This is a genomic window from Sphingomonas sp. PAMC 26605, assembly GCF_000241485.1.
Taxonomy (GTDB): domain Bacteria; phylum Pseudomonadota; class Alphaproteobacteria; order Sphingomonadales; family Sphingomonadaceae; genus Sphingomonas.
In genome coordinates this window covers 154,314-178,694 of record NZ_JH584243.1, presented here as the reverse complement: position 1 = coordinate 178,694, position 24,381 = coordinate 154,314, and the positions used below count along the sequence as shown (strand labels likewise).

The following is a 24,381-nucleotide window of genomic DNA, read 5'->3' as shown; positions in this document are numbered from 1 at the left end:
ACGCGGCACGGCAACACGATAGACTGAGCCGCATCCGCCTGACGCTCGGCAGCTCAAATCTTGCTCGGAGAAAGACAACCATGGGATCCAAACGCGCAGCGGATGTCGAGTTCATTCGGAGCGAATGTGTCCGGCATCAAAAGCGGCTCAACGACCGGATCCGAACCGACAAGGCCGACCTGTTCCTCGACATTCCTCACCCTTCTGGGCGCGGCAGCCTGCCCGTCGGCCGCGATGCCTATGACGCATTCGATCGCCTGGCCGAGCTGGCAACACGCGAGGGAAAGCTGACCGGGCGCGTCGACATCGTCACGATACGCACGCCGCTGATCGATGCGTTCGTCCGTATCTTCCTTGCCGGGGGAGAGCCGGTTTCCGAAAAGGCGATCGGCCGCATGATGCGCGATGCCGTTCGCGTGGCGAACACCGGTCTGAAGGACCAGACCTTCTTTCTGCCCTGTCATTTGTCGACCCAGCCATCGGATCACGACATCGAGATCGGACCGGTGCGCTTCATCGGCCGTCGAAAGGGAAGCGCCATCTTCCGCAAGGCACTGCTCACCTATCGGCGCGACGAGCCGGAAGAATATCGCCAGGATCGGCCCTTCATCCTCACGGTCATGCGCTATTATCGCGGCTTTCGCTGGTTCGCCGAAGTGACCGTCGAGCGCGCTGACGGAAATCGATCCGAGGCGCTTGCGCGTCAGGCGGTGTCGTCGGCGCTCGACTGCCTGCAGCTAATCATCGGCGCGCGCAATTCTCAGCGGATGAGGATCGGCGGCCTTGCGAGCCATTATGAACGTTCGGCGGTGCTCTCGCTCTCGCCCACCGGCAGACCGTCCTACACCTCAACCACTTCCTATCTGGGGGAAGTTTCCCTGCCCGACGACTGGCCCACACAGCTTCAGGATGGCGAGGAGGCCGATGGTTGCAGGCGCGCCGGCCATGCCGTTGCCCAGATACTGACGGCTGAGGCCGAACACGCGATAGCGCGGCGCTTTCTCGACGCGGCGCAATGGTTCGGGGAAGCGGTTCGGGACGGCTCGCCCTCGACCCGCATCATCAAATTCGTCACGGCGATCGAACGCCTGGTGCTGACCGGCCGGTTCGAGGATGTTGCCGATTCCGTCTCCGACCGGGTCGCCGCGCTGGTCACCGGATTGATCGAAGGGCAGGACTTTGCGCAGAACAAGGCGGCGTTCAAGCGCGTCTATGGCGTCCGGTCCGAGCTGGTCCATGGCAGCATCTCGCCATCCTCGGCAAAGGTGAAGCAGTCGCTCCGGCTGGCTGCGGATTTTGCGGAATATTCGCTGTTGCGGGCGCTGCACAATTGGCCCGCCATCAGCGCACAGCGCGCGAAAGGCGAAGCCGAGCTGCACCGCTGGTACGAAGATCTTGTATCCTGGGTTCGCGATCGGGCACCCGGAACCGGCGCATAGGGTGCCGGATGTAGGAACTGCGTGGTCACCTGCGGGGATTCAGGTGGCAGGGTGTCTAGGTAGATAATTCCTAAGGGGCGTGACCGCGATGCTGAAAGCGTTGCACGAACAACAGGACAAGCTGCCCGTTCACTCCCGCTGACTACGGCAGCTTACGAAGACTGAAGCCGGGGATCGTTCGCCAGGGAAGCTGTGTCCTGCACGGATAGAAGCGGGAGAACTTCGGCCCGATACGGGCATCCGTGATCCAGAGATCGTTGCCGATGCGCTCGAGCCTCACCCGCGCGACCCATTTCGCAGCCTTCGACCTAAGTTGATAGCTGAACTTCGCCGACATCGTAGCTTTTACCTCTACCCGGCCGCGAAAACGGCCCTTCGGCACCCGAACATCATACTGATTTATTCCCTCGGCCACGCAGACCGCGTTCAGTAGTGATGCAACCTCCAACTCGGCCACCGCGCCGATGTATTGCTCCATTGGAGGTTTGGGGCCCGCGTTCCCCAACCACTGCGCCACCGCGGGACGGTCACGCGCGACGATCTCGTATGGATTCTGGCCTATCCGCTTAGCCTTGATCATTTCGCTTCCGTACGGCTCTGAATCACGCGAGCGGCCACTCGCATATCCATCACCAGTCTGAACAGTTCCGCCTGGTAGATCGCGTCATTGAGAGCGTCGTGGTCGCCCTGATGCACTGGCCGGAGCTTCTCTGCCATCCGGCTGGAGCGGGTGTCGGCCCAAGTGCAACCTGCGACGCCCATCCAAAGCGCCTTGATATCGAGCGCCGTGAAACCGAATGGGTTGGCCCCGGTGAAGCGGTGGAAGTAGTAGTTGACGAAGGACCAGTCGAACGGAGCGTTGAAGCCCACGAAGACGGGCGTCGCGTCGGCTGCCACGCGATTGATCCACCGGTTGAAGTCAATCATCGCCTCGGAGGGATCCGTGCCGGTCTGACGCAGCTGCTCCAGCGACAATCCCGAAACTTCCAGCGCTTCGGGCACGAAGCTATCGCTGATCGGCTTTAATCTGCAGGAGAAGGTCTCTTCGGGCTCCAAGGCGAGGCAGGCCCCAAGCGAGAGCATGCTGTAGTTGCCTGGAATTGGTCCCGAGGTCTCTACGTCGATGGATATGAAAATTTCCTGGTGGGCTTGGCTCATCTCACAATCCTTCAACCCATGGGAACCGTCAGGCTTGGGCAACTCTGCCCGCATGCTCAAGCTCATTTCACGACGGTGATCGCGTGATTTCTTTGGTCTGCAACGCGGGCCCCAGCACCATTTGAGAACGTCGAAGCCAGTTTAAGGTCAACTTCTAGTCAGTCGTTGCGTCATGCGGGACTAAAATAATGCGGTAGTAAATTATCGAGCGACGGGGCCCCCGGGACGTCAACGGTCCTCCATGGCCTGGGATGCAGCGATGTTGCGAGCGGCGTTGCAGAGATGATCGAAGGAAAGAGGTTCATCGGGGAAGGCGGCCGCGATCGCTGCTGGGTAGAATCGGGTTCGGAAGTCCGAGTAGGTCCATCCGGGCGCATCGCCATGGGGCCCGGTTAGCTCAACGAGCTTCGTCAGCTGAGCCGACGTGATGTGGACGCCTTTCAGATCGCGCAACAGCAGCTCTCGCCGTTCCTCCTCCGATGGACGATCGAAACGTTCGATCATGGCTGCGCGACGGAGGAGGGCAGGATCCAGGACACTCAGTCTGTTCGTGCAAAGGATGACCACAACCCTTCCTCGATGACGACGGAGATCATCGATCCCTTGGATGAGCGTGTTGACCGCGACCTTGTCCTCGTGGTGGCTGTGCTCTTGGGCGCGGGACGCCGCAATGCTGTCGGCTTCGTCGATCACAAGGACCGCGCGACGCGTCTTCCCGATGGACGCCGTGACGCGCTTGAGCGCCTCGGCGAGGAGCGTCGTCATCTCGCCGACCTTTCCGCTTCCGCGAACACGGTTCGAAAGGCGAAAGATCGTTGCGTCCTCCGTTCGCGATTCGGCGAGCAGACGGTTGGCGATGCACTCGGCGGCGGCGGTCTTGCCCGTGCCGACGTCGCCGTGGAAGATCACGAGAGGATACTGGTCGGCGACCGCGTCGACGATCGCCAGTTGACCACCGTGGTGGCGACTGCTCCACCTGTCCAGATCGTCGGCGGCAAGTAGCAGCTGAAGCTGATCGTGAACTTTGGCGTAGCGAGCATCGAAGCCGAGGAGGGTCTTAGCGCGGGCGGTCAGAACCGGGTTCGGCGCCTGCGTTTCGCTATCAAATATTTCCGTCTGGCTCATTGTCCCCAGTCCTTCCGCCTCATACCGTAAGAGCCACTGACGTAGTCGCGACCACCGCCTGCCTGAAGGCTTGAGTGGCTCGTATCGTCTTGACTGGGCGTCCATGTGAAGCTGAGCCGGTCACGCGTGGTCTCCCTTGCCGCCGCGTCGTAGGCGCCGGTGTAGCTCAGTATGACGCGCAGGGTCGGGTAGTTGACCCGCGGCCACATGGCGTTGCCGGGGCGACTAGTAGTCAGTCCGCCCGCATCGGTATCGACGGTGTATCGGGCGGCCCTAACCTCGGCACCGAGGTTCAGGAGCGTGACGTCGACGGTCGCCAGATAGCCCTTTTTTGCAAGTAGCTCGACGTCGTGGATGTATCTTTCCGCTTCGGCCGTCGTGATGGCGCCCGAACTCTCGGCGATCATCCGGAAGTCGGCGCCGAACCGTCGGACCACGTGCTGAATATCCGTGGTGGTGTAGGTCTCGGTAGTGGTGGAGGTGCTCATCACTGATCCTTGGTCCGAAACTTGGGCCCGAAGAGTTCCTTCCAGACCTCGTCGTCATTCTCGGCAGAGGCGAAGTGAGCAACCTCCCAGGCTTCACTGGCCGCCTCGACGATCGCCTTGCGCTCGGCCTCCGTGATCCGACTCGCGACATTATTACTGTCGCAGACCGGGTCTACGATGACCACCGGATCGGTAAACGCGGGAATGCCCGTTCCGTTCTCGGGGAACGATATGCGCTCCTTCAGCCCGCTATGCGCGATGTAGAGGAGGAAGTCGCGAAAGCGCTGCTCTATGCTCGTCGGCTTGCCGTCCCTATCCTGCAGAAAGGCAAAGATGAGTTCGATGTGGAAGGACTTGAGAGGCTTGATCTCGGCGCGATTGCGCCACCGCTTGCCGAGACGCACCAGCGCCCGGAAGTCGCTGTCGGCGAGCTTGCGCTTGTAGACGAAATCCACCTGACATGGCGCGCAGGTATGGTTCCTGCTGCCGTCGCGGATGTCGAACTGCCAACCGTAGCCCGCCTTGCCCTCGTCCTCGATCACCGGAACGATGTCGACCGAGAGTCCCGACCCGACGAACGCGACCGTTGCCGCCTTGGACTGGATCGTGAAGTCCTCGACCGACTTGGTTGGATACTGGGCAATGAGCAGCTTAGTGATGTCGGCGGTGAGGCCTTCGATCGTCTCCGCCGAGGCGTCCTTGCCCGAGATGTAGAAGACGACGTCGACGTCCACGGGGTCCTCGGTGGTCTTGCGGAGGATGGTGTGCTTCGCGAACGAGCCCGCCTTGACCACCCTTGTGATCTTTATCTCCGTCCTGTCGCGCACGTTGGCGCTGAGGTTGTCGATCAGGCGGTCGACCAGAGCGTTGTATTCCTTTCGCTTGTCCGCCGGCAGCCGTAGCACGTTGGCGTCGTAGTAGCGTAGCTGAGTGTTGTTGAGCGCCATTGCGCCGCCTCCCATCAGTTCGTCATGTTGTTATCGAGGTGCGACGGCATGTGCCCGATGAGGATCCTCTGCTCATTCTCGTCGATGAGGAAGTAGATGCGGAACATGCCCTTTGGATCCTTCCCACCGCCGCGCTTCAGGTGAAGATGGCACCAGTGCGTCCCTCCACGGTATGAGACGGAGTATTCGGGGTGACGCTTCAGATCCCCCTCGCGTTTGAAGCACGGAGTTACCGAGATCCCGAGCGCCGTGCTGCGCTCGTCCCAAACCGACTTGAGCTCGGTCTGCGCTTCGCATCGCATCGGCGCGTAGATCTCGTCGAGCGCGTAGAGAGCATCTCCAATCTCCTTGGGCGTCCGATACTGGCCGTTCCGCTCGGTCTCCTTGATCGCCTTGACGGAAATCCAGATTCGCGGGCTGAGGTTCGCCGCCGCCCACGCTCCGAAATTGCTGAGGTCGGTGAGCGGCGCGCGGGGCGTGTGGCCCGATCCGCCGGTGGCGAGCGCCTGTCGCAGGGTGTCGTTTTGCGAACGGCTGCGATGCAGGTCCGACAGGAGTTCCGCGATCTGCTGGTCCGAAGAGGTCCTCGTGGCCTCCGCGTCGGCGAGCCACTGGTTCAGTTCGTCGTCGGCCTTCTCGATCTTCGCGCCAAGCGTCGCGTTCTGCTCCTCCAGGAGACGCACTAGATCTGGATCATTGGCCGGACTCCGCGCCCGGCGTTCGGCGAGCTCGTTCGAGATCACGGTGGCGCGGACCGCGTCGAAGCGTGGATAGTCGGTGTTCGGCGAAGAAAGGCTCGACGCGAGGACGCGCGCGACGACCATGTCTCCCCTCTCCGATGTCCGGCCGGCGTAAGCAAGCCAGAGCGGATGTTCAAACGGATCTGCGTCGTCGAAGCGGAGGCCGGGTCGATAGAGGCGGACCGCACCGTTGTAGACGGAGAGGCTGCGCCCAATTCGCTGGACGAGGAGGTCGGCGCATCCGTCGGTCATGCCGAAGACGTGCGCGGCGCCGGTTAGGCGCGCCACGAGTGTCCTTAAGGGCACGCGAGGCTGCCGGTCGCGACCCTCGGCGAGAACCACGACGGGTAGCCGACGATCCGGACGCTCCAGCAGCGCGCACAGCGTATCAAGGTCGTCGGGCGTCGCTATCAAGGTTCCGTCTTGGCTGAGGGTCTGTCCGTCTGCAGTGCAGTCGAGCTCTCTCACCAGATCCCGCACGAGCCCAGGCACGCTCGCGGTGAACGCCTCTTCGTCGCCTCGCGTGAAGTTCAGCAGCCGCGAGCCGAAGTGGACGCCACCATGATACTCGCCGATCGTGATCTCCGTGATCCAGGTCCGCCCCACGTGGGTGTCGTCAGGGTCGTCGATCGTGGCCGACCATACCCGTCCCTCCTCGTAGTCGATCCGCGTCGCCCGCGCTACGGACGTGCCGCCTCCGCCGACGTCGAACGGAGCGCCCCGCGACGCTTCCGCGGGGATGGCGGCGTTTCGAGCCTTCATCCACTCCACGGCCAAAGCCAGCGAGCGCTCGAAGACATCGTCCCCTGCAAGAGCGAACGTCACGTTCGAGACGGGCCGGGTGGTCGTTCTTGCGAGCGCTTTCGTCATGCCTTCTTCGCTCCCTGCCATGTTCTCAATCTCACCTGACTCCGTCCCGAATCCGACGATGCGATCGGCCACACCGAAATCGGGTGTGGCATCATTCGCATCTAGCGAAGTCCCCGCCGATGCCAATCTACTAATGGCGCGGCAGGTCGCCCGAAGATCTCTTCGGGCGACCCAACATTTGCGGCGGCGTTGAGTAGGCGTGTCCTGCCAGCAGTGCTTGAAGATCGGCAGCGTCGCAATCCGGCTATGCCCCCCTTGATGTCGCGACGGATGTTAAAGGGCTAAACGAGGGCACTTACCTTCCCATCGTCCTGCATACTCGCCCGTTCGACTCCGGCATCACGTCCGCGCGCCTCGTCGTCGGGTCCAGCCTTGTCGAAGGAGTCGCGCACGGCAAGCTGCAGCTTGAGCAGGAGCAGGTTTGCGGCCGGATGCTTGTCGAGGTGCCGGCTGGTAGCGATCTTCAGTAGGTGCTTCTGCTTCAAAGGCAAAAACCATCGCTCTGGGACAGCGATGCCAAGCGAAGAGGCGAAGTCCTGCTTCGCCAGCACCTCGTTGAAGATAGACTCGTCGGGTTCGCCCTCCTCGGACAGGAGGCGAGAGGCTCCGCGCTTAACTTGCGTATAGGCGTCCAGTGCCCGCCGGTGCGAGTCCGCCCGTCCGCGCAGGTCCAGCCGGGTCTGTATCAGGGTGAGGCCGAACGCAAGGAGGCCCATCAGTCCGATCCAGAACGTTGGCTTGAGATCTCCCGGCGTGATGGAGGCAGCCAGCGCGGGATCGATGAAAGCGAGGGACGCGACCCACGCCGAACTAAGCAGCACGCCAACGTCGATGACTGTGGCCCACCGGGCGTTGTGGCCGGCCAGCCATGCGTGTGAGGTGCAAAGCTGATCGGATATTCGCTTGATGTTCGCAAGCTCGCGACGGCGTCCATTCTCCGGCGTCATTGTTCCTGATCCCTGGAGGTTCTGCCTCGACCGTCTCCGAGGTAATTCATTCAATGCGCCCCGTCACGCTTGAACAAGCAATCTGTTGGTTTGAATCAAGCTCTCTTGCCCATTAGCCGATGCACGATGTCGGACGGAGTGATGTAGAGAATTTGGGTGCAGCCGTCATCAAAACGTCGGCGACTAGGGTGACGCACGCGACAGTCTGCTCATGCGGCGCAATACGGCGGCTTGGTGTCCGAATCGGACGGTTTTGACGCTGCCGCCCGAGGCACGGCTTTCCAAAAGTTTCCGCGTGTCAGAAACCCATTTAAGAACGATGAGATGCAAATCGGCTCTGCGCGGGTGGGCAACGCGAGCCGACCCGCTAACGAAAGAGCTTTTCCACATCTGCGCGATTGCTAGACGAAACGCGCCGAAACTTACCGCATGGTTGCCGTGGCCGAGCCGGATTTCCTTCACTTCATCAAGGATTGGGCCGGTGGATCGACCAGTTTAACCCAAACAATCAGTTCAGAACATGAGGGTTTAGCTGTCCGTGGACGATCAGCCGCGGCGCACTATTGTGCCATTGCTCCGTTCGTTTTCGGGCCCCGGAGCCGGGCCCGCGTCTGAACAGGATATGCCAGGCGACGGGCAAAGCGGGTGACATATGCGACGGAAGAATTTTAGGAGTTTGGCGACAAAGCGAGGCAACGCCATTTGTTCACCCTCTTTACTCGACCGCGCGACCACCTGAACGAACGTCCGCTTCGGTAGGTAGCTATCCGATAGCGGCCATTCCGGTTTCCACCCAAATGACCCTGAAAGCAGCCGGTCCTCCCGCCAGCCAACCTTCACCGCTTTTCCTCTTTGTGAGAGGGTGGAAGCCCCCCGCTTCCTCGCGACGAATGGTTCGGAGCAATGGCCCAGACGACGGCGAACATGCCTGGGATGTTCGCCGCCTGTCGCCTCAAGCCGGTTCGCCCGCTTTCGCGGGACGGCCACGCTTTGGTGCGGATTCGACAGCTTCTGCCTTGACGGAGGCTTTCTCACCCGGCTTTCGGCCGAGGCCGATTTTCTTCGCCATATCACGGCGCATCGCCGAATAGGATGGTGCGGTCATGGGATAGTCGGCTTTCAAACCATAGCGCGCGCGATATTCTGCGGGTGTCAGACCGTTGGTGGACAGATGTCGCGTCAGCGTCTTGTACGGCTTTCCATCGATCATTGAGATAATGACATCAGGATTTGCCAGCGACTTCCGTGCAGTGACAGCGCCTGTAAATTCAGGAGTCTCTCCAGCGGAGAGAGCCTCCACCGGCGCAGTTGAGAGGCCGATCACTGCGTCATGCATCGACTTCAAGAATGCAGGGACATCCTCCGCCGACGTGCGCGTATTCGGGTTCGACAGCCATGCCATCGTCAATTCGGTCGCAAGTTCAACGGTGTTCGTAGTTTCGTCAGTCAATGTAGACTTCCTTCCAAGGTGCTTTGTATTGAAAATCTGCAAACTCATCCTGAACATCTCAGGCGCTGAGCGTTTGTTTAATCATCGCCACCTATTTTGGCCCTCTTAACGTACCGAGCATTTTGGTGGCAATAAAAACACAGACGCGGGTTCAGACGCGATCCAAGCCTGCGACCTAGCGCTGTTCGGCGAGCTCTATGTTGATCCGGCATCCTCCGATTTTGCGATAAACCGATACACGGTACCTCGGGAAATGCCGAGCTGCCTCGCAATATGGGCAGGTTTCACCCCGTCAGCAGCAAGCTTCCGGACGGCTTCAGGGTCGATCCGCGCCTTACCACCTTTATAGACTCCCCTCGCCTTGGCAGCTTCTATACCTTCCGTCTGACGCTCCCGTCGTAGGTTGGTTTCGAACTCTGCAAACACACCCAGCATATCGAGAAACGCTTTACCAGCTGCGGTGCCGGTGTCGATCGGCTGTTCGGTTGCTTTAAGTGCAACCCCCCTGCCCTTCAGCTCATGAACGATATCTTGCAGATCCTTCATCGATCTGGCGAGCCGATCAATCCGCGTCACCACCAGTGTGTCCCCCTCTCGGAGGAAGTCGAGCAGGATTTGCAACTCTGTTCGCGGCCCGCGCTCAGTCCCGGACTTTTTCTCCGCGCGGATCGTTTGACATCCCGCGGCAAGGAGCGCTGCCTGCTGAATGCTAAGATCCTGCTCAGACGTCGATACACGTGCGTAACCAAATAGCGCCATCTGAACCTCGTCTGTTCGAACAGGCTCTAGACCTTTCGCACGGAGTGTTCAATATCTATGATAAAGACCCTGATAAGACGCAGATGGTGTTCCATCTATCGTGAGCTGCCAGGGTATACCCTAGTTATTCTGATGTTGAAGACCGGCCGTAGCGTCACGGCCGTGAGGCTGCGGTCCTCAACGCAATTACGATCGCAGCGACCAAGGAAGGGGCGGCACATCGAACGAACCCAGAATATGCTAAGCACGAGCAGCCCCGCTCAGGTAGCGCAAATAATCGGTGACGGCCTACGCTGTGCTCGCCCCCATAACCTCCGCACTCTGGCGTCGGCAGATAAATCCCGTATGTCCTCGCAAGGAGCTATGGAATTCAGGGTGTACCGGAAGGTGCACGCCCGGAACTATCGAATGCTAACCGAGAAATATACTTGGCGACCGCGATTTGTTCGGACGGACTGAGTGCGGTAGCAACGGCCCGCATGGCTGCGTTGTGCCCTTTAGGGCTGGCGTAGTGGGCAAGGCGCTCCAGGATTTTAGATGCGGGAAGCCCTGCAATTGCGGGAGCCTTGATCGCGGTGTTCCCCTGCAGATTGTTTCCGTGACAGGATGAGCAAGGAGGAGCCCCAGTTGCGCTACCGCGCTCGACTATCTGCTTGCCATCCGGCGAGGGTGCGGCGGCCACCAGGCCCAGGATAAGGAGGGAGTGTTCAACGAATAATCTGACCATTATAGTAATTCCCATTTTGATAAATCAATAATATTAAACAACCATTTATTGATTTGTCCGACGCCACTCTTCGTCGTTCCGATACGATCACTGGTTTAAGAAACTAGGTCAACGAGCCAGCGATAAGCGGCGTGACGTGAATTACGTTGGTGCCAACTGAGGACGGTTGCCGCCCGATGTTCGGGGAATGCGAGTAACTGCTAGTTATTATACCCGAGCGTGACAAAATTTGAGCAATTTGTCTATTACACCCGCGACGTGATCCGTGTCTTGCAAGAGATGCGCCATTGATGGAACTCAGGCCGCTTGGACAGATGCGCGCCGTTAAGGGCCTGGTAAAACCTTCGCGTAAATCTGAGTCTGCTCGTTGTACCGCCCCATGAAGACGTCGTTACACGCTCGAAGCTTTTAGCGTGGCGGCCCCTTCTCCACGGGTTCTCATTGTGAGCGGCTTTGTAACCGCTCCAATTGAGCGCGGGAGGGTGTCCACACACTCAAGCTAAGAAGTCAGCGAAACGCCAGCATGGTCAATCGATCGAGCATCCGATCCGAAAGGACTTTACGAAGAATAAGCAGTGGACGAGCGCCAAGCCCGCCACTGTAGCGGGTAGCGGGCCGCTTCGCCCTTAGGGCCTTCATCACCATATCGGACACAACGCTTGGTGGCGGCGTTTTGAGGTTCTGCGTCTTCGCGAACTTGTCGACCATTCGTGCGTAAGCACCTTGCCCGGACGCCTGCGCGGCAGCCGTGGCAGCAATGTTACCCCATTCGGATTGAATTCCACCCGGTTCGATGACGACCACGTCGATATCGAACTGTCGCACCTCGTTGCGGAGCGTATCCGAATAACCCTCGAGCGCGAACTTGGAGGCGTGATACCAACCGCCCAGAGGCATTGCGAGTTTGCCGCCAATCGAACTAATATTGAGGATCCAACCGCGCCGCTGCGCGCGCATTGTCGGCAGGCACAGCTGAATGAGACGTGCGGGGCCCATCAGGTTTGTCTCCATCTGACGGCGGCCATCATCCAGCGACACATCTTCGAGCGCACCGTACTGGCCGTAACCTGCGGCGTTGACGAGCACGTCAATGTGGCCCCGAGCTTCAATGATCCTTTCAACCGCCGTCACCATCGAGGCATCATCGGTGACGTCCAGGCCAATTACGACCGCTCCGGCGCCTGCCAAGTCGGACATTCTATCCACCCGTCTCGCGCCAGCAAAGACGTCGTAGCCCTCCACGAGAAGCCGATGAGCAATATCTTTCCCGATCCCCGAGGAGGCTCCGGTTACCAGAACCACGGGCTTGTTAGATGGTGAGGTCACGTCGTCACTCCAAGCTGATATCGTAAAACGAAGGGGTCGATGATCTGTCGGCCATCATCACGTTCATGGCTGCTGTTGCGCTGGTCGACGAGGTTGGCCGTAAGTATTGAACCTATTTCGTCGAACATGGGCGCTCAGTCGTTGTCCGACGAAACCCGCCGCGCGCTTCTAATCGACAGGAAAGTCTGTCGATATACTTAGGCTGCGCCACAAGCGATCGCTCTCCATTTTAGCAAGATCAGCTTTCTCCACGATACTGACGGCATCGCTTCCGAGCAGCAATCGTAGCGGCGGTGCATCTAACCTCGCCACTTCGAGTATCGCCTGGGCTGCTCGCGCCGGGTCGCCTGGCTGCATCCCGTCGTACTCACGTTGGAACCGCGCCGCGGCGCCCACGGTGGAGGCGTAATCTTGACCGCTTTCGTTTATCGAGGTCGATGATCCGGCGAAGTCCGTGCGAAAACCGCCCGGTTCGACAATCGTGACCTTAATCCCCAATGGCGCAATTTCTTTAGAGAGTGCCTCGGAGAAGCCCTCGACGCCCCATTTGGCTGCTGAATACGCCGCACGCCCCGTCGATCCGATCCGGCCCCCCACAGAAGAGAACTGGATGAAGTGACCCGAGCCTTGTCGCCGCATTACCGGAATGGCGGACTTGGTGACGTTGATAACGCCGAAGAGGTTCGTCTCGATCTGGGCGCGGATCTCTTCGGCCGACGTGTCCTCCACCGATCCGATGTTCCCGAAACCCGCAACGTTAGCGACGACATCCAGCCGACCGAAAGTTTCGATCGCCGCCTTGATAGCACTATCCGCGCCTGCAATGCTCGTCACGTCGAGCGTGAACGGCAGGACGTTTGCTTGATAGCGCTGTGCCAAACCGGCAAGGCTTCCGGCTGAGCGTGCCGTCGCAACAAGCCGATCACCATTTGCCAGCACGGCCTCTGCCAGCGCCTTGCCAAGACCGCGGGAGCTCCCCGTTATCAACCATACCTTCGACATCGACGTTCCTTTGCGATCGGACAGAGAGGTTGAGCCTTGGTCACGTGCGGATCGAGGAAACTGCTTCACGATGACAAGAAGCGGATCGCCTGATCTGTGAATAGCTCAGGATACTGGAATATCGCGCCATGCCCGGCGTCGGGATAGAGTGAAAGCAGCGCAGAGGGCATATTCTGAGACAAAATCAAAGAGTTGACGCTGGGCACCATTAGATCTCGGGTGCCGTTTGCGACAAACGTTGGCTGGTGGATAGTCTCCAGGTAAGAGTAGTTACCGCCTGTTGATGCTCCCCATTCCGCGATTGCACCAAGTTGAGCATCCCTGACAGCGGTGCCCGTTGGACCGTCCGGTTCTCCTGTCCGCGACGCTCGTCGTTTGAGGAAGGCGGCACCTGCTGCTTGGCTGCTTTGGCTTGGCGAGAAGAACAGAAACAGGAAGTCGTCGTCGGTGAAAACGTCAGGGGTGGCGTGAGTTACGACCTCGTCGGTATACCCAGCCATGCCGTTTCCTCCGCGAGGGCCGGTGCCAGCCAATACAAGGCGCCGAACTAGCGAAGGCCGGTCGACCGCTACCTGTTGAGCCACGAAGCCGCCGAGAGAGAATCCCACTAGGTCGACCTGCGTTAATTCGAGCGCCGCCAAAAACTCGGCAACCTGCTGTGCCATGTCCGCCACGGTCGAGGATGGCGAACCGCTTGAACCCCCCACCCCAGCGTAATCGAATAGGATTACCTCGCGATGAGCGGCAAACGCGTTGATGACCTGCGGGTCCCAGTAATCCATCGTTCCCCGGAAATGTTGCAGAAACAGCAGCGGAAGCTCACCACCAGGACCAAAACGACGATACGCATAACGTTGGTTGCCGACATCGACGCTCATATTTGGCGCCGTTTCGTGAATCTGAGACATGACAATTCCTAGTATAAGGAGATCTGACGCGGTCAGGCGTGCCAGTGCGATCCGAGAATTATCTGGCAGAAGTCCTGCCGGACGAAAGTTGGATCGCGCAGCGCCAGCACGTCGTCGTTAACCGTCCCAAAGGTGCTATCGGGCCGGTGCTTCATGCCGTCGTAGAAAGCATCGATGATGCGGTTCTTGAAGTCGTCCCCTCGCGGGTGCGCCCGCGTAATGCTGTCGCGTTCATCATCGGTGAACGCGTCATAGCCGATCCCAAGCACATCCATCTCGACGCCGGCGGTCACGAGCGCGATCTCGGGATGCATGTGCTCCGGAATGCCAGGCGTGGTGTGGAGCGCGATGCCGGTCCACACCTTCTCGATGTCGGCCTCAGCGATCCCCCGGCCCCGCAGGAAGTCGCGAGCAGCGTTCGCACCATCGACCTCGAAACGGATTGACGACGACTTGTAGGCTGGTGTCAGCCCGACGTCGTGAAACATGGCTCCTGCATACAACAGCTCAGGGTCAAATTTCATGCCCTTGCGCTGGCCGGCGGACGCCGCCCACAGGTAAACACGACTAGAATGATTAAACAGAAGATCGTTTTCGGTCTCACGGATAAAGGCCGTTATGTCGCGCGCGATAGCGCTGTCGGGAACGGCAATCCCGGAAAAGTGCTGAATAGTCATGAGGACCAATCCTTCTTCAAAACATCGGTGGAGATTATGTGCTCACCAGTTTCTTTAAATTGTTCTGGAATATGATCGATGCTGCCAACAAACCCGGCCAGCAGTCGTTTCTAGACGGCGCCTGCTCTCAACCCGCCCATGCCTCTGGTTTCTCTCCGGGAAGTGCGGGGAAGTTTGCGGCGAATATGTCGGGTTCATACCCCGCCGCCTCGAAGAGGTACTCCAGCGAATGACAAACCTCTCGCTCGAGCTTCTTGAGATCGACACCTAGTAATCGACCGTTCGCTTTCCGGATGGTTCCGGCTACCATCACGGTGTCAACATTACTGCGATCTGCCGCCTGCACGATCGTACCGACGACGTTGTTCGTCGGGAAAACGTTGATATCCGTCGTGCGAATCAGGATGATGTCCGCTTGCTTGCCAGGTGACAGACTTCCCGTGCGGTTTTCGAGACCGGCGGCATGTGCGCCATTGATCGTCGCAGCCTTCAGGATGTCACCAACAGTGGCCGGCGTCGGCGCAGCCTGATCACCGGCATGTCGCCGCGACTGAGCGATCGCACGCTGTAGGAAAAACGCTGTGCGCATTTCCGTGAACATGTCACCGCCATAGGCTGTCTCGAGATCGGTGCCGAGTGCAGGACGGAGCCCGTGATCGATGGCCGCCTGATAGGCGAAGATGCCATCACCAAGGGCATATTGAGCGTCCGATCGCGCATCCACCGTAACTCGCACGCCAGCGTCGCGCAGCATGGCCCACGCCTGGGGGGGGAGCGCCGTGCAATGGTTGAAGATATTGTCCGGCCCAAGCATGCCAGCGTCCGCAAGGCCTGGCAGCATTGGGGCCATCATGCCCAAGAACTCGGTCAGTATCGGCAATCCGAGCCTGCGGGCGACTGCCCAATTTGCAGGGTCAGGGGACGAGAACATGCCTAGGGTGACCAGTTGATCACTCGAGGCAAAACGGTCGGATTGCAGTCGCTCGAGGTCGTCGGGCCAATGCTCGGCCCAGCCGCCCGCCAGCGGCCGGCCCGGCATATGCAACGCTCGCAGGCCGGCGTCCTCGATGGCGTCGATCGACGCGTCCGAATGTTCGGCACTTCGTGCATTATGAGAAGCGTCGATGATGGTCGTCGTGCCAGCATCCAAGCACCCCAGAGCAGTCAACCGATTACCGAGGTACATGTCCTCTGGACGGTAAAACCGCGCGAGCGAGTAGTGCGTCGCGTCAATATATGCATCGAGCGTCTCGACATTCGGCATGACGCGCCGCAAAGTTCCCTGCCAGGCGTGGCGATGCGCGTCGATCAGACCCGGCATTACGATCATGCCGTCAGCCTCGATGAATTCAGCGTCCTCGACCTCCAGTTTGCCGCCGACCGCGATGATCTTGTCGCCCTCAACAAGAACGTCTCCTCTGGCGAAGTCGCCGATGACTGGGTCCATGCTGAGGACGATGCCGCCACGTATGAGCGTGCGATTTCTTATGGAAGCGGTCACTGAACGTTCCTTGCTGTCATGTGCAACTGTGGGCGGGTTTTACGCATGCGACGGCCCGCCATCGTATTCGGGCACCAGGAGAAGCTTGCCTGTCGTCCGACGGCCCATAAGATCCGAATGGGCCTGGGCAGCGTCTGCGAGTGGATATCGGTGTCCGATCGTAACCTTGAGCTTGCCCGCGGCCACCCAGTCGAACAGCTTAGCGCTCCGCTCCAGCAACGCGTCGCGCGTTCGGACGTGGTCGCCAACCGTCGCATAGGTGATCAAGATACTCTTCGGCAGGGTGTAGACATCTATCAGCGGCATGCGGCCCATCAGTGGCCCGAAGCAGACAAGCACACCGTGGTATCGCAGCGAGTGCAGCGACCCCTGGAACGTATCGCCGCCCGCGCCGTCATAGACGACGTGCACGCCCTCCCCGTCAGTCAGTCGGAGAACCTCGTCGGCGAAATTGTCGTTGCCGACAATCACGTGATCAGCGCCCGCTGCCTTCGCGACGGCTGCCTTGGCCTCTGTCGACACACGCCCAATCACGGTCCCGCCGAGCAACTTGATGATCTGGACCAGCATCAAGCCAACTCCTCCGGCTGCGGCGTGGACGAGAGCCACATCGCCGGGCCGGATCGCGTAACTCTCAGATGTGAAATGACTAGCCGTGATCCCCTGCATGAGCAGGCCCGCCGCGCTCGCATCGTCGACGAAATCAGGAACCGGCACCAGTCGAGCGACGTCAATGGCGATCTGCTCGGCATAACTATGCGGCGCGAACAACCAAGCGACCCTATCCCCGACCCGAAACTCTTCGGGGCCATCGCCCAGCGCCACGATCCGTCCGATTCCTTCCACGCCGGGAGTCAATGGCAACGGTTCGAGCTGGAGAGCGCCGCTAACAACTCCAGTATCCATGAAGTTCACGCCTGCGGCAGCGACCCGGACAAGGACCTGTCCCTTGCCGAGGACCGGTGTCGGGAGCTCCTCCAGTCGCATCTGGTCGGAAGCGCCGTGGGCTCGAATGAGAATTGCTTTCATGATAATTCCGAACATTGAGGTTGCGCGAGCGGCAACAATCGCCCGTCAGGGGATTCTTGAAAGGCGCCTCGGGCGTGAGGAGCCGGTGGGCGTATTTGTTTAGACGCGGGAATTTTCCCGACCCTCACTTCGCCGAGGCGGGATGAGCGCAGATTGGCGACCTGAGGTTTCAGAACGGCCATTACAGCTCGTCGATCGTGGTCTCGGCAACTGGAGACGCAATTCCCAGGGCCGCTGCCACGCCATCCCCGTAAGCCGGATCGGCGCGGCTGCAGTTCCGCGCGTGGCGTTGTTTGGTGTGAAGCGCCGCGTCGCCCATTGCGCGCGCCGTGTTGTCGAACAGCGACTGTCGCTGGCCCGGCGTCATCATACGAAATAGATTGCCAGGCTGTTCCCAATGATCGTCGTCGACGCGGTGGTCCCAATGTGCGCCGTCACCCTCAATAGGTATCGAAGGCTCAGCAAAGCTCGGCTGGTTGTCCCAAAGCCCTTCGCTGTTGGGGTGATAACTCTTGGTGGCACCAAGGTTACCGTCCGTCCGCATCGCGCCGTCGCGATGGTAGGAATGGACGGGACATTTCGCGGCGTTGACCGGAATGTGATTGAAATTGACGCCTAGGCGATAACGCTGTGCATCAGCGTAAGCGAAAAGGCGCGCCTGAAGCATCTTATCGGGAGAAAAACCAATGCCGGGAACAATATTCGCTGGAGAGAACGCGGACTGCTCGATCTCCGCGAAGTAGTTCTCTTGATTCCTATTCAGAACGATCTCACCAACTTCCAACAGAGGAAAGTCTCCCTTCGGCCAAACCTTGGTGAGGTCGAACGGGTTATGCCGGTGGACGCGCGCTTGGCTTTCGGTCATCACTTGGATGAACAAAGTCCATTTCGGAAAATCGCCGGTCTCGATCGCGGTGAACAAATCACGACCATGGCTTTCTCGATCATCGGAGACGATCCCGGCCGCTTCCGCATCCGTCAGGTTTTGAATCCCCTGTTGCGTTCTGAAATGGAATTTGACCCAGACGCGCTCGTTCGCTGCGTTGATCATCGAATAGGTGTGGCTGCCAAATCCGTGCATATGTCGAAAGCTTTTTGGAATTCCTCGTTCCGACATGACCACTGTCACCTGATGCAGTGCTTCGGGCAGAAGCGACCAGAAGTCCCAATTGTTGTCGGCCGAACGTAGACCCGTCCGTGGATCGCGCTTGATTGCATGATTGAGGTCAGGAAAACGCAGTGGGTCCCGGAAGAAGAAGACCGGCGTGTTATTGCCAACCAAGTCCCAGTTGCCGTATTCGGTATAAAACTTCATCGCGAACCCGCGAATATCGCGTTCAGCGTCAGCCGCGCCACGCTCGCCAGCGACAGTCGAGAAGCGCATAAACAGGTTGGTCTGCTTTCCGATGTCAGAGAACAGACCCGCCTTGGTGTGACGGCTGATGTCATGGGTGACCACGAAGTGACCGAAAGCGCCCCAGCCCTTGGCATGCATACGTCGCTCCGGAATGACTTCTCGATTGAAGTTCGCGAGCTTTTCGAGCAGCCAAACATCCTGCAGAAGTGCGGGGCCCCGAGGACCCGCAGTCAAGATGTTGGTGTTGTCGGCGACGGGCGTGCCTGCCGCGGTAGTAAAGCGTTTGAGGTCGTCTGGCATAAAGCCTCCTTCGGCAGGCGAGCGCCACCGGTCCGGAAATCGACCGGCAGTCGAAATGTGTTGATGCGAACTTCGGCCGTGCCACGCGCCTCAAGGAGCGCGTGGCTGGTACGGTCGCGCCCAGGAATTAGCCTTTGCGAAGTGCTCGCAGATCCTGTGCAAACGCTTTGATCGTGAAACCGGGCGGCATGGAGTCGATCAGGATTATGTCCGAAATAGCGTTGTTGATTCGAAGCGGACGGATCGCCTCGTAGGCTGGCGAGCTGTACCAGTCGGTCGCGGCCTTCCGGTCGGGAAATTCCATAAGCACCACCGATCCCTCCCACGATCCTTCCACCACGTCCCCCACCCCTTGCGAGAGCCACTTTCCGCCGAAGGGCTCGACCGTCGCTTCAACCTGTTCCAGGTAGCTAAGACCGTCGCTGTTTGGGACGTCGCCGGGGATGCGCAGATGGTTGATGAGGTAGGTCGTCATGTGAATTCACCTTAAAGCATTGCTGAGGAGAAAATTTTGAGATCTCGACATGCGGGATGTCGAAGAATTGACCGGGCAATCAGGAGCTGATCTTGCGGCCCAGGAAGTCGCGCATGATCGAAGCGATCTCCTGATGGTGGGTTTCCAGCGCAAAGTGTCCTGCATCGAGCAGATGGACTTCGGCATCGGGATTGTCGCGCCGGTACGCCACTGCGCCCTGGGGGAGGAAGAACGGATCATTCTTTCCCCAGACCGCCAAGACCGGTGGCCTGTGCTTTCGGAAGTAGGCTTGGAATTCGGGATAGAGTGCGACGTTCGTGCGGTAGCTGAGGATGAGGTCGAGCTGAATTTCCTGAGCCTCCGGACGATGCATGTAGAATGTATCGAGCGTGTAGCCGTCCGGTGCGACGAGGCCCGCTTGCGCCCCATGCTCATACTGGAAACGGATCGCGTCGTCAGACAGCGAGTCCCTCGTCGCTTCCCGATGCTCGGGGGTCGGGTCGCGCCAGTAAGCCTGCCAGGGGCCCCAGAGCTCGCTCAGTCCCTCGATATAGGCATTGCCGTTTTGCGTGACGATTGCGGTAACGCGCTCGGGCCGGGCCATCGCGAGCCTCAAACCCGTCGGTGCGCCATAATCGAAGATGTAGAGCGCATATCGAGTAAGGCCGATCGCATCGACGAGCCCTTCGATCACCTTCGCGAGATTGGCGAAGCTATAGTCGAAGGCCGCTCGCCGCGGCGCCTGCGTTTGTCCGAAGCCGGGAAGATCTGGCGCGATCACGCGATAGCGATCAGCCAAAGCAGGTATCAGATCACGGAACATGTGGCCGGACGTCGGAAAGCCGTGAAGTAGCAAGATGACCGGCGCGTCCTCCGGGCCCGCAACGCGGTAGAAGACGTCTACCTCCCCGACGCGCTGAGTTTTATATTCGGTCTTCGCGTTCGTCAGAGACCCGCTCAAAGCGGGGAACGCTCGCGGTCCTGCGATCCGCGCCGTCGCGGCCGTGGCGACCGTCGCGGCGCCCAGCCCAAGCGCGGAAATGAGGGTACGCCGCTGCACTTCCATTTTCTCTCGACTCATTTCGATTTCCTTCTGACGCTTGGTATGTGAGCGCCGACGTCGTCGTTGCCGATCACTGCGCGGCGCAATGGGATGACCGTGCGGATCAAAGTGGATCGCTGCGCAAGCTGCGAGATCCGCTTCGGAAGCGCAACACCGCTTTCGCGGCCAATGCTGGAATGTCTGCAGCTACCAAAGGCGCGAGCGATCGCACGTGAGCGCCGTTGCTTGGCTGCAGGAATAGCGGCGCGCGCATCGGCTTCGTCGCCGAGCAGCACCTGTTCGATTAGTTTCGCGCTCGCGCGACTGTAGAAATCAACCAACTCGTCACCGTGCGGGACACTGGTTTCAGAGCTGAAATCGATGATGTCGGTCTTGGTCATTGCCGTCTCGATAAGTGGTGTGATGACCGCCTGGGCTGCCATTTCTCGCTCATTTTATCTGACGCAAGCCGGGCCAATTTCCTCACCATCACCGACAGAGGCGATGCGGTCAGGCCCGCCAACAATCCTGTCGGCTTGACTAGGTGACGCCTGTCAAAGGTGGACAAGCACCTCGCACGAGCGATGCTCCTTCGTCCGGTCTGCCCCGTGATGACCACGGCGAATCCGATCGCAAGAGCGAGGATCAGCGTTGGAGCCAGTTCGACGAAACCAGGCCGGGCAGCCGGTGGGGACACGGTAGGGGAAGTAGCGGATGGGGCGCCGACCACGACGGCGCCCACAGGAATTGTGCAGCACCCCAGCGGCCGATCGCGACCCCCGCCGGTAAACCCGCATCGGACATACTGCGAGACAGACGTAGCATTTGGACTAAGAGGATTAGCGCAGCGCTAGCGGGGGCCTGGCCAATCCGTTGCTAACCGTACGGCGGGGATGCGGTTCATCGGAAACGTTCCTCGCTTTCGACCGGCAAGCGCCGGCAACCGTGTATAATCCTCTAATCGATCATCGAAGCAGGTTTGCCTTTGCAAGCTCAAGAACCTCATTCCCGCGGCCGCTCAGGACTGCTTTCAACATGTAGAGAGTGAACCCCTTGGCCATCTCAGCGGTCACTTTAGGGGGCATCGCCAATTCCATCCGCTCGACTACCGCGTCGATCACAACTGGACCGTCGTGTGCAAGAGCATCGGCGATCCCCTGCTCGAGATCCTCGGGGTCTTCGATGCGAATGCCCTTAATGCCAGCTGCCTCAGCTATCATTGCGAAGTTGGTCGCGTCAAAGCCGGTGCCGAAGTCGACAAAGCCCGAGGACTTCTGTTCCAGCTCCACGAATCCAAGCGCGCTGTTGTTAAAGATCACTACCTTCACCGGCAGCTTGAGTTGTTTGAGCGACAACAGATCGCCCATCAGCATGGTGAACCCGCCATCCCCCGAGAGCGAGATGACCTGCCTCTTAGGTTCGGCGGACTGGACGCCGATCGCGTGAGGCATCGCATTCGCCATGGAGCCGTGCCAAAATGAGCCCATCAGCCTCCGTTTCCCGTTCATCGTGAGATAGCGAGCGCCCCAGACCGTTGGAAGTCCGACATCGACGGTAAAGGCCGCATCGTCACTTGCTTGCTCGTTCAGCACGCGGACGACGTGCTGGGGGCGAAGACGGCCGCCAGGGCGGCCTTCCGCCAACCTGTCAAGCCCAGCGCGCGCTTCAGCGTAATGGTCGAGCGATGCACGCAGATGGCGGTCCTGCGTCTTCGCAACGATCTTGGGCAGCAGTGCCGCGACACTGTGTTTGACGTCACCGATCAACCCCTGTTCGACGGACACCCGGCGGCCGATGCTCTCTGCCCGTAAATCGATCTGTGCGATGCGCGCGCTCTTGGGATAGAATTGGCGATAGGGAAAGTCTGTCCCGAGCATCAACAGCGCATCACAAGAGCCCATTGCATAAAAACCCGACGAAAAGCCGATCAGGCCGGTCATGCCGACGTCGTAGGGATTATCCCATTCGATATGCTCTTTCCCGCGCATAGCATGGACGATCGGCGCCTTCAGGGCTTTGGCCAGCGCTACGACTTCATCATGGGCACCCTCGACCCCGCTGCCGCACAGCAACGTCACGCGTTCCGACGTGTTAAGTAGCTCGGCCAAACCGTCGAGTGCGTCCTCTTGCGGGACGACGATTGGCGGCGGCGGCTTGAGTCCGAAGGCCTCCGAAGCTGGCGCATCGGACGCATCTTGAAGCGCAACGTCGCCGGGAATGACGAGAACAGAAACGCACCGCTCTGCGATCGAGCGCCGGATCGCAATCTCCAACGCGCGCGGCAGTTGGTCCGGGGTGGACACAAGCTCGCAATAGCTCGAGCATGCGCGGAACATCTGCTCGGGATGAGTCTCCTGAAAATAGCCAGAACCGATTTCGGCGGAAGGAATTTGTGCCGCGATCGCGACAACCGGCAGCCGGGAACGATGCGCGTCGAACAGCCCGTTGATGAGGTGCAGGTTCCCTGGTCCGCAACTGCCCGCGCAGACGGCAAGGTTCCCAGTGACATGCGCCTCACCCGCGGCAGCGAACGCCGCCACCTCCTCGTGGCGGACGTGCACCCAATCGATGCCGCCCTTACGGCGCAGGGCATCGGTAAGACCGTTAAGGCTGTCCCCTACGATGCCGTAGATGCGGTCTACACCAGCGGCGCGGAGCGTATCGACCATCTGATCTGCGACTGTTGGCAAGACTGCCTCCTTACAATTGAGCCGGTGTGACCGCGGTTGCCTTAGAGGAGGTGCTGCGCCTTAGCGGCATCGCGCAGGCCATCCCGGAAATCCGGGTGTGCGAGCGCTATCAGTTCCAGCGCCCGTTCAGTCGATGACATTCCTTTAAGGTTCACCGAGCCGAATTCGGTTACGACGTAGTGGGTGTCGATCCTTGGCGTCGTTACCGGGCCATCGAGCTTGGCCACGATTTTTGAAACTTTACCTTCCGCAGCAGTCGAGGAAGCCGCGATGATCGACTTACCGCCCTTGGAGGCAAATGCCCCTCGAACAAAATCGAGTTGCCCGCCGCTGGCGCTATACTGGTGGCCGAGCATATGCTCAGAATTACAGGCACCGGTAAGGTCAATTTGGATCGTACCGTTGATCGAAACCACGTCGTCATTGCGCGCGATTATGGCCGGATCATTAACATAATCGACTGGCCAGCTTTCGACCGCAGGGTTGTCGGCGAGATAATCGTACATCGACCGCTGTCCCATGGCGAAGGTGAAGACCGAAGTACCGCGGTTGAGCGTTTTCCTACGGTTGGTCACCACGCCAGCGACAGCGAGATCAATCAACCCCGGGCACATCGCCTCGGTATGAATGCCAAGATCGCTGCGCCCGGCTAATTGTGCGCACACCAGATTGGGAAGCGCGCCCACCCCCATTTGCAAGCAAGCTCCGTCTGGAACGAGATCGGCAATGAGGCGACCGATCGTCTCCTCGGCAGGTCCGCCCCGCCGGACCGGCAGTTCTAGCAACGCAACGTGGTTTTCCACGATCGTGTCGACCTCGGAAACGTGCAAGGCGGCACCGCTGCCGTGAATACGCGGCATCTGGTCGTTCACCTCGACGATCAGCCTTTTAGCCGAACGGGCAACCTTTGTGGAATAGTCGTTGCCGATGCCAAAGCTCATGTACCCATGCGCATCCATCGGCGAGACGGTGCATACGAAAGTGTCGATGCCTATTTCGTCAATTAGCAGACGTGGTGCTTGGTGGAAGTTATTTGGCACGTAGTTGACGGTCTTGCGACCTTCCTCGAGACCGCGCTTGATGAGCGCGCGCTCCGCGCGGGTAATGAACATGCTGTAGGGGCGGATCCGATCGTTCAGCTCATAACGTAGTATCGTCTTCGCGGCGATCGACGTCGCCTCGAAATAGTAGACGCGTGGATCTTCAATCTGGCCTGCCTCGGCGCGAGCGGCGAGCGCTTCCAAGATTGCCGGGGGCTCGGCCATCGCCATCCCCATTGAGAGGCGCGTACCTGATTGGATGGTAGCCGCGGCATCTGCAGCGGAAGCGAGCTTCGAAGCGTAGAGCGAGACAACGTCCATGTCGGATCCTTGCGGGGGCGTAGCGGCAAGCCGACGCCGGAGAGTCGAGAAAGCGGATGACTC

23 protein-coding genes are annotated in these 24,381 nt (G+C 59.7%); 1 reads left to right on the top strand and 22 read right to left on the bottom strand.

The window, feature by feature from the left end; translation table 11 throughout:
* The first annotated feature begins 80 nt into the window (after positions 1 to 80).
* Positions 81 to 1,439, top strand: coding sequence for a HEPN domain-containing protein (locus RH90_RS20280; protein WP_029625533.1), 1,359 nt, complete (start codon positions 81 to 83; stop codon positions 1,437 to 1,439).
* A gap of 142 nt (positions 1,440 to 1,581) precedes the next feature.
* Here RH90_RS20280 and RH90_RS20275 read toward each other — a convergent pair whose 3' ends face one another.
* The 22 genes from RH90_RS20275 to RH90_RS20175 all read right to left on the bottom strand — a co-directional run bounded on the left by RH90_RS20275 (position 1,582) and on the right by RH90_RS20175 (position 24,318).
* The gene (locus tag RH90_RS20275; protein ID WP_010188599.1) at positions 1,582 to 2,019 is read right to left on the bottom strand and encodes a hypothetical protein; all 438 of its coding nucleotides are present in this window, start codon (positions 2,017 to 2,019) and stop codon (positions 1,582 to 1,584) included.
* Complete coding sequence (locus RH90_RS20270; RefSeq protein WP_037493944.1) at positions 2,016 to 2,597, bottom strand: 3'-5' exonuclease; 582 nt, start codon at positions 2,595 to 2,597, stop codon at positions 2,016 to 2,018. Before RH90_RS20270 ends, RH90_RS20275 begins: the two co-directional genes overlap by 4 nt.
* A gap of 228 nt (positions 2,598 to 2,825) precedes the next feature.
* Positions 2,826 to 3,722 (bottom strand): AAA family ATPase, encoded by an 897-nt coding sequence (locus tag RH90_RS20265; protein ID WP_010188595.1) that lies wholly within the window; start codon positions 3,720 to 3,722, stop codon positions 2,826 to 2,828.
* The gene (locus RH90_RS20260; protein ID WP_010188594.1) at positions 3,719 to 4,210 is read right to left on the bottom strand and encodes an HORMA-1 domain-containing protein; all 492 of its coding nucleotides are present in this window, start codon (positions 4,208 to 4,210) and stop codon (positions 3,719 to 3,721) included. The genes RH90_RS20265 and RH90_RS20260 overlap by 4 nt, the downstream gene beginning before the upstream one ends.
* A complete protein-coding gene (locus RH90_RS20255; RefSeq protein ID WP_010188593.1) occupies positions 4,210 to 5,157 on the bottom strand; it encodes a CBASS oligonucleotide cyclase in 948 nt (315 codons plus the stop codon). The genes RH90_RS20260 and RH90_RS20255 overlap by 1 nt, the downstream gene beginning before the upstream one ends.
* A 14-nt stretch (positions 5,158 to 5,171) precedes the next feature.
* Positions 5,172 to 6,839, bottom strand: coding sequence for a hypothetical protein (locus tag RH90_RS20250; RefSeq protein WP_010188592.1), 1,668 nt, complete (start codon positions 6,837 to 6,839; stop codon positions 5,172 to 5,174).
* 209 nt (positions 6,840 to 7,048) lie between these two features.
* Positions 7,049 to 7,714 carry a hypothetical protein gene (locus RH90_RS20245; RefSeq protein WP_010188591.1) on the bottom strand — a complete coding sequence of 222 codons (666 nt, stop codon included), beginning with the start codon at positions 7,712 to 7,714 and terminating at the stop codon, positions 7,049 to 7,051.
* Positions 7,715 to 8,666: 952 nt separating this feature from the next.
* The gene (locus RH90_RS20240) at positions 8,667 to 9,164 is read right to left on the bottom strand and encodes a MucR family transcriptional regulator (RefSeq protein WP_029625532.1); all 498 of its coding nucleotides are present in this window, start codon (positions 9,162 to 9,164) and stop codon (positions 8,667 to 8,669) included.
* 195 nt (positions 9,165 to 9,359) lie between these two features.
* Positions 9,360 to 9,923 carry a recombinase family protein gene (locus RH90_RS20235; protein ID WP_010188589.1) on the bottom strand — a complete coding sequence of 188 codons (564 nt, stop codon included), beginning with the start codon at positions 9,921 to 9,923 and terminating at the stop codon, positions 9,360 to 9,362.
* A 370-nt stretch (positions 9,924 to 10,293) separates the two neighbouring features.
* Positions 10,294 to 10,650 carry a c-type cytochrome gene (locus tag RH90_RS24875; protein ID WP_442852478.1) on the bottom strand — a complete coding sequence of 119 codons (357 nt, stop codon included), beginning with the start codon at positions 10,648 to 10,650 and terminating at the stop codon, positions 10,294 to 10,296.
* 507 nt (positions 10,651 to 11,157) lie between these two features.
* Positions 11,158 to 11,952: an oxidoreductase gene (locus tag RH90_RS20230; protein ID WP_037493885.1), complete on the bottom strand. Its 795-nt coding sequence runs from the start codon at positions 11,950 to 11,952 to the stop codon at positions 11,158 to 11,160.
* A 192-nt stretch (positions 11,953 to 12,144) separates the two neighbouring features.
* The gene (locus RH90_RS20225; RefSeq protein ID WP_010188575.1) at positions 12,145 to 12,978 is read right to left on the bottom strand and encodes an oxidoreductase; all 834 of its coding nucleotides are present in this window, start codon (positions 12,976 to 12,978) and stop codon (positions 12,145 to 12,147) included.
* Between the two features lie 65 nt (positions 12,979 to 13,043).
* On the bottom strand, positions 13,044 to 13,886 hold the full coding sequence (locus RH90_RS20220) for an alpha/beta fold hydrolase (RefSeq protein ID WP_029625530.1): 843 nt from the start codon (positions 13,884 to 13,886) through the stop codon (positions 13,044 to 13,046).
* A 32-nt stretch (positions 13,887 to 13,918) separates the two neighbouring features.
* Positions 13,919 to 14,563 carry an HD domain-containing protein gene (locus RH90_RS20215; protein ID WP_010188571.1) on the bottom strand — a complete coding sequence of 215 codons (645 nt, stop codon included), beginning with the start codon at positions 14,561 to 14,563 and terminating at the stop codon, positions 13,919 to 13,921.
* A 127-nt stretch (positions 14,564 to 14,690) separates the two neighbouring features.
* A complete protein-coding gene (locus RH90_RS20210) occupies positions 14,691 to 16,064 on the bottom strand; it encodes an amidohydrolase family protein (protein ID WP_010188570.1) in 1,374 nt (457 codons plus the stop codon).
* 39 nt (positions 16,065 to 16,103) lie between these two features.
* Entirely contained in the window at positions 16,104 to 17,093 is a 990-nt protein-coding gene (locus RH90_RS20205) for a quinone oxidoreductase family protein (RefSeq protein ID WP_029625529.1), read from the bottom strand.
* A 181-nt stretch (positions 17,094 to 17,274) separates the two neighbouring features.
* Positions 17,275 to 18,750 (bottom strand): catalase, encoded by a 1,476-nt coding sequence (locus tag RH90_RS20200; RefSeq protein ID WP_010188568.1) that lies wholly within the window; start codon positions 18,748 to 18,750, stop codon positions 17,275 to 17,277.
* 127 nt (positions 18,751 to 18,877) lie between these two features.
* Positions 18,878 to 19,225, bottom strand: a complete 348-nt coding sequence (locus RH90_RS20195; RefSeq protein WP_010188567.1) for a DUF1330 domain-containing protein — start codon at positions 19,223 to 19,225, stop codon at positions 18,878 to 18,880.
* Between the two features lie 79 nt (positions 19,226 to 19,304).
* The gene (locus tag RH90_RS20190; protein ID WP_157134770.1) at positions 19,305 to 20,306 is read right to left on the bottom strand and encodes an alpha/beta fold hydrolase; all 1,002 of its coding nucleotides are present in this window, start codon (positions 20,304 to 20,306) and stop codon (positions 19,305 to 19,307) included.
* On the bottom strand, positions 20,303 to 20,668 hold the full coding sequence (locus RH90_RS20185) for a hypothetical protein (protein ID WP_157134769.1): 366 nt from the start codon (positions 20,666 to 20,668) through the stop codon (positions 20,303 to 20,305). Before RH90_RS20185 ends, RH90_RS20190 begins: the two co-directional genes overlap by 4 nt.
* 564 nt (positions 20,669 to 21,232) lie before the next feature.
* Positions 21,233 to 22,957: a ubiquinone-dependent pyruvate dehydrogenase gene (gene poxB / locus RH90_RS20180; RefSeq protein ID WP_029625527.1), complete on the bottom strand. Its 1,725-nt coding sequence runs from the start codon at positions 22,955 to 22,957 to the stop codon at positions 21,233 to 21,235.
* A gap of 41 nt (positions 22,958 to 22,998) precedes the next feature.
* The gene (locus tag RH90_RS20175) at positions 22,999 to 24,318 is read right to left on the bottom strand and encodes an acetyl-CoA hydrolase/transferase family protein (RefSeq protein ID WP_010188557.1); all 1,320 of its coding nucleotides are present in this window, start codon (positions 24,316 to 24,318) and stop codon (positions 22,999 to 23,001) included.
* Positions 24,319 to 24,381: the final 63 nt, after the last annotated feature.

Coding starts and splice junctions, on each gene's coding strand:
- RH90_RS20280 (WP_029625533.1), top strand. CDS start 81: ATGGGATCCAAACGCGCAGCGGATGTCGAGTTCATTCGGAGCGAATGT.
- RH90_RS20275 (WP_010188599.1), bottom strand. CDS start 2,019: ATGATCAAGGCTAAGCGGATAGGCCAGAATCCATACGAGATCGTCGCG.
- RH90_RS20270 (WP_037493944.1), bottom strand. CDS start 2,597: ATGAGCCAAGCCCACCAGGAAATTTTCATATCCATCGACGTAGAGACC.
- RH90_RS20265 (WP_010188595.1), bottom strand. CDS start 3,722: ATGAGCCAGACGGAAATATTTGATAGCGAAACGCAGGCGCCGAACCCG.
- RH90_RS20260 (WP_010188594.1), bottom strand. CDS start 4,210: ATGAGCACCTCCACCACTACCGAGACCTACACCACCACGGATATTCAG.
- RH90_RS20255 (WP_010188593.1), bottom strand. CDS start 5,157: ATGGCGCTCAACAACACTCAGCTACGCTACTACGACGCCAACGTGCTA.
- RH90_RS20245 (WP_010188591.1), bottom strand. CDS start 7,714: ATGACGCCGGAGAATGGACGCCGTCGCGAGCTTGCGAACATCAAGCGA.
- RH90_RS20235 (WP_010188589.1), bottom strand. CDS start 9,923: ATGGCGCTATTTGGTTACGCACGTGTATCGACGTCTGAGCAGGATCTT.
- RH90_RS24875 (WP_442852478.1), bottom strand. CDS start 10,650: ATGGTCAGATTATTCGTTGAACACTCCCTCCTTATCCTGGGCCTGGTG.
- RH90_RS20225 (WP_010188575.1), bottom strand. CDS start 12,978: ATGTCGAAGGTATGGTTGATAACGGGGAGCTCCCGCGGTCTTGGCAAG.
- RH90_RS20220 (WP_029625530.1), bottom strand. CDS start 13,886: ATGTCTCAGATTCACGAAACGGCGCCAAATATGAGCGTCGATGTCGGC.
- RH90_RS20215 (WP_010188571.1), bottom strand. CDS start 14,563: ATGACTATTCAGCACTTTTCCGGGATTGCCGTTCCCGACAGCGCTATC.
- RH90_RS20205 (WP_029625529.1), bottom strand. CDS start 17,093: ATGAAAGCAATTCTCATTCGAGCCCACGGCGCTTCCGACCAGATGCGA.
- RH90_RS20200 (WP_010188568.1), bottom strand. CDS start 18,750: ATGCCAGACGACCTCAAACGCTTTACTACCGCGGCAGGCACGCCCGTC.
- RH90_RS20195 (WP_010188567.1), bottom strand. CDS start 19,225: ATGACGACCTACCTCATCAACCATCTGCGCATCCCCGGCGACGTCCCA.
- RH90_RS20190 (WP_157134770.1), bottom strand. CDS start 20,306: ATGAGTCGAGAGAAAATGGAAGTGCAGCGGCGTACCCTCATTTCCGCG.
- RH90_RS20185 (WP_157134769.1), bottom strand. CDS start 20,668: ATGACCAAGACCGACATCATCGATTTCAGCTCTGAAACCAGTGTCCCG.
- RH90_RS20175 (WP_010188557.1), bottom strand. CDS start 24,318: ATGGACGTTGTCTCGCTCTACGCTTCGAAGCTCGCTTCCGCTGCAGAT.